At 39.0% G+C, this 3,473-nt stretch carries 6 protein-coding genes; all 6 read right to left on the reverse strand.

The window, feature by feature from the left end; all coding sequences use genetic code 11:
• Nucleotides 1–119: 119 nt before the first annotated feature.
• The 6 genes from VMW01_06770 to VMW01_06795 all read right to left on the reverse strand — a co-directional run bounded on the left by VMW01_06770 (nucleotide 120) and on the right by VMW01_06795 (nucleotide 3,278).
• Nucleotides 120–866 carry a nucleotidyltransferase domain-containing protein gene (locus tag VMW01_06770; protein HUW05944.1) on the reverse strand — a complete coding sequence of 249 codons (747 nt, stop codon included), beginning with the start codon at nucleotides 864–866 and terminating at the stop codon, nucleotides 120–122.
• A gap of 84 nt (nucleotides 867–950) precedes the next feature.
• A complete protein-coding gene (locus VMW01_06775) occupies nucleotides 951–1,544 on the reverse strand; it encodes an RNA ligase family protein (protein ID HUW05945.1) in 594 nt (197 codons plus the stop codon).
• Between the two features lie 119 nt (nucleotides 1,545–1,663).
• Nucleotides 1,664–1,897 carry a hypothetical protein gene (locus VMW01_06780; protein ID HUW05946.1) on the reverse strand — a complete coding sequence of 78 codons (234 nt, stop codon included), beginning with the start codon at nucleotides 1,895–1,897 and terminating at the stop codon, nucleotides 1,664–1,666.
• Between the two features lie 111 nt (nucleotides 1,898–2,008).
• Nucleotides 2,009–2,539, reverse strand: coding sequence for a hypothetical protein (locus VMW01_06785; GenBank protein ID HUW05947.1), 531 nt, complete (start codon nucleotides 2,537–2,539; stop codon nucleotides 2,009–2,011).
• A gap of 174 nt (nucleotides 2,540–2,713) precedes the next feature.
• Entirely contained in the window at nucleotides 2,714–2,869 is a 156-nt protein-coding gene (locus tag VMW01_06790) for a hypothetical protein (GenBank protein HUW05948.1), read from the reverse strand.
• Nucleotides 2,870–2,978: 109 nt separating this feature from the next.
• A complete protein-coding gene (locus tag VMW01_06795; protein ID HUW05949.1) occupies nucleotides 2,979–3,278 on the reverse strand; it encodes a hypothetical protein in 300 nt (99 codons plus the stop codon).
• Between the last annotated feature and the right edge of the window lie 195 nt (nucleotides 3,279–3,473).

Here is a 3,473-nt window from a genome sequence, read left to right on the forward strand (position 1 = left end):
CTGGATATCATGCTCACTTGGTTTGCTAACTCCAATTATTATTATAACATATTATCAGCAAAAAGTCAAGGGTAACCCGGGTAAAATCTCCGGGATTTGCGCAGAAAAAAATACTGGGATTATCCCAGTATCTTTTTTTTCACGAATTCGAATATGAAATTGTTTAATTCTTCTTTGACACTCCAATTTAATTCTGTGTCACAAAAATTCTTTTTCATTTCGCCGTCCCACTTTTTAGCAAACCATTCTTCGGCGATTGCTTTTACTTCGGCTTCGGTAAATTTTCCTGCTTTGATGTCCATTAAAATTGTACGCTTTTTTCCTTTGTTGAACCATAATGCTTTTTCCATGCTGTCAGTTTCCCAAAACTTTTCAATAGTGAATAAGCAACGAATTGCGTGATGTGCTTGCTTGGTATCAAAACCAAACTTTTCAATTAAATGTTGCGTGTTGCCTGTTCCTTTGTGTAAAGTGCTCATTTTCTCTCTATGCATTCCCATAGTGGAGTTTAAGAAATTAGGGATATTTGCTTGTGCAATTCTTTCCCTATTTTCAAATAAGAAATCTAAACCGTTGTCATGTGTTCCCTCTGGATTGAATAACACTTGTAAAAAATTAATGTTTCCCTTCCAGATTTGTTCGCCTAACTTTCTAACATCGTGCACTGAAAAATCCACCGTATCGGATATATCAGCAAAAGAGAACATAGTTCCATTGAATAAATCCTCAAATGTAGGTGTGACAAATAACTTAAAATCTCTATCACTTTCAGGTGTTTGTAAATTATGGGCATGGCTTCCCACTAATGCGTTTACTACAATCTCTCTTCCCTCAAATAACTCAGTCATGTTCTCGCCTCGTTTCATATGTACATTATATCATAAATTTCTAAAATGTCAAGGGATTTTAAAAACTGCGCAGGTCAAAATTTTACCCGGGTTACTTGCTCCCTATTCGGAAGCAAGTGATTTTGGTTTTTCGTCTCCTTCGATAGTTTTCTTGAAATACAAATTTCCTGCTGTGTGGTAAATTACAACCCCTTCTGGTTTCATAAAGCCTTTTGAAGCGTGGCTGCCCGTATGCTTTAAATCATCCAAAACGTTTCGGATAACTCTTGTATCAAACATTCCAGAGTATAAAACAGGTACAACATGACAACAAGAGGGTCGATTGCCTAATTCGTCAGACCATAGGTAAGAATTGAAAAGACTAAAGCGTTTTTCTTTCAAACCATAATTTCGTTGAATGCCTTGTCCCCACCATTCGCCGTAATGAAACCCTGTGCCGAGTTTTACAAGTTCGTTTGCATTTTCGATAACCCAGCGGGCAAAGCCAGCATTATCTTTTTCAGGAGTAATCCAACGAGTTCGAGAACCAGCCGAAATTACATAATCAACACCTTCAAAATTTGCATCGACCAATCCTCCGTTTTTTAAGGAAGTTCCCTCTTCGATAGCAACCAACCCGTTTGTTCCATCAATTTTTTCTGTGATAACCATCTCACGAGAAAGTCGTGCTATTTTTCCAAATTCTCGAAATTCCATTTTATATTCCTTATTTGTTTATAAATCAATTATACCATAGATTTGTATAAATGTCAATCCACGATTTTAACCCGGGTAGTTAGTCCGGGACAATTGCCCGGACTTTTGCGCAGGTTACCCTACCATTCCATATCATCACGAACCCCGTCGAACCCGTCTCGCCAAGCTTGTGCGAATGGCAAGCCTTCGGCTTCTTCTTCAGCCTGCTGGTCAAACTTGCTGGCTTCCTCTGCACATTGCTCCAAAAAGCACTCACGCTCTTCAAAGTCATCCCAGCCACCCTCATTCTGATGCCAGTCATCCTGACAATCCCCCATCAAAAACTCGTCGCCAGCCCATCCGAAATCTTCCATTTTTAATCTCCTCTATTGTTTGATTATGACCATATTATAACATGCGGTAGAAGATTTGTCAAGTACCAATTTTCAGATTTTCTTGCGCAGCTCAGGTTTTGACCCGGGTTGTTATGGCATATAAGCCACAGCCTCAAGGACTGTACCGTAAGCATATTCTGGGGTCGGGGTAAGTTGGTCAATCCAAAATGCCATACCATCGTAAACAATTGCTCCGCCCCTATCTTTACAAACCCACTCACGACCATTGATTACAATTTTAGTTTCAAAAGGTAGTTCTGCTGGGCAAGCGATTGCTTTTTCCATCCAGTCCTGCCATCGTTCGCCATTTGATAATGTGCTAACACATTGACCATCAACAAAAGTTAGACAATTTGCTCCGCCGAGAGCTGGGTTATAATGGCTAACTCGCACAAGAATTTTTTGACCAATCGGTGCTTCTTTTTCTTGTGCTAAAACAGTTAGCTTCCCTTCAACAACTGCGTCTACAACTCCATCGTTGTCAATATCAATTTCATAAGTGTTTGTTTTTCTTGCTTCTCGATTGTTTACAGAAATCATTTGCCATACACACGACGTAACTAGCAGAAAGAACATAAAGCAAGCGAGAGTAAATCTTATATTTTGTCTATTGGCTTTCATTTTTCCTCTATTCTAATTGTGTGTATATTATACCTCGTAATCCCTTTTTTGTCAAGGGCAATTTCTGACCCGGGTTCCCGGATGCGCACAAAATAAAAAGCCCATAAGGGCTTGAATAATTTTTAAGTTAGTGAGCCACCACCACACCACTGACGCAGGTGTCGCTGAAACATTTTATTTTTCATTAGCCTTTTCGCCCTTTTTCTTTTTCTGCTCCTCGAGAACAAAAATGTTTTTGTTATCAACACGCATACCATTCTTTTTCTTGTTATACTGTTTCTGCCGTTTTTCCGCTCGGCGTAAACCTTTATCGTTTATTCTCATAGCCATATTATACCACTAAAACTTTGATAAGTCAATACCCAATATTTTGCAAAGTGCTTTTACTACAACCATTGAGCCTACAATCATAATTAATAAACCAAATAAAAGTCCCATTTTATACTCCCTGTACCATTTGATTTGCAGAACTGGTGAAATGTTCAATCTCACCAGCCTCAACCCAAATACTACGTTTTCCATGCCATAAACGAATACCAATTTTAGTACCCTCAAAATTCTCTACGGTGTGGACACCAATTCCAAATAAAGCATTAGCTGAAGCGGAGGTGTCGGTCAAGACCACCTCGTCGCCAATATGAAAATCATTTTCTGCACGTAGAACGGCTTGCTGTTCTTCCCATTCGTCGGCTAAAATTTCAATTTCTGCATTTCCAAATTCGTCAGATAAATTATTCATTTCATCCTCACTTTTTGTTATGACTATATTCTACCACAAAAGTTTTTATTTGTCAAGTGAATTTGAAAACTGCGCATATTTCGACCCGGGTTATTATCCGATTCCCTCAGTCGGATAATGAACGGTTTCGTATGCGTCTACTGCATCAGCCAAAACTTCCAGCAATTCACATGCGGGGGTATTTTCTTTTGCTTC

Source organism: Williamwhitmania sp. (assembly GCA_035529935.1).
Classification (GTDB): Bacteria; Bacteroidota; Bacteroidia; order Bacteroidales; family Williamwhitmaniaceae; genus Williamwhitmania.

What these genes read in the sequence shown, in the direction of transcription:
- VMW01_06770 (HUW05944.1), bottom strand. Translation starts at nt 866, where the DNA reads ATGAAACGAGGCGAGAACATGACTGAGTTATTTGAGGGAAGAGAGATT.
- VMW01_06775 (HUW05945.1), bottom strand. Translation starts at nt 1,544, where the DNA reads ATGGAATTTCGAGAATTTGGAAAAATAGCACGACTTTCTCGTGAGATG.
- VMW01_06780 (HUW05946.1), bottom strand. Translation starts at nt 1,897, where the DNA reads ATGGAAGATTTCGGATGGGCTGGCGACGAGTTTTTGATGGGGGATTGT.
- VMW01_06785 (HUW05947.1), bottom strand. Translation starts at nt 2,539, where the DNA reads ATGAAAGCCAATAGACAAAATATAAGATTTACTCTCGCTTGCTTTATG.
- VMW01_06790 (HUW05948.1), bottom strand. Translation starts at nt 2,869, where the DNA reads ATGGCTATGAGAATAAACGATAAAGGTTTACGCCGAGCGGAAAAACGG.
- VMW01_06795 (HUW05949.1), bottom strand. Translation starts at nt 3,278, where the DNA reads ATGAATAATTTATCTGACGAATTTGGAAATGCAGAAATTGAAATTTTA.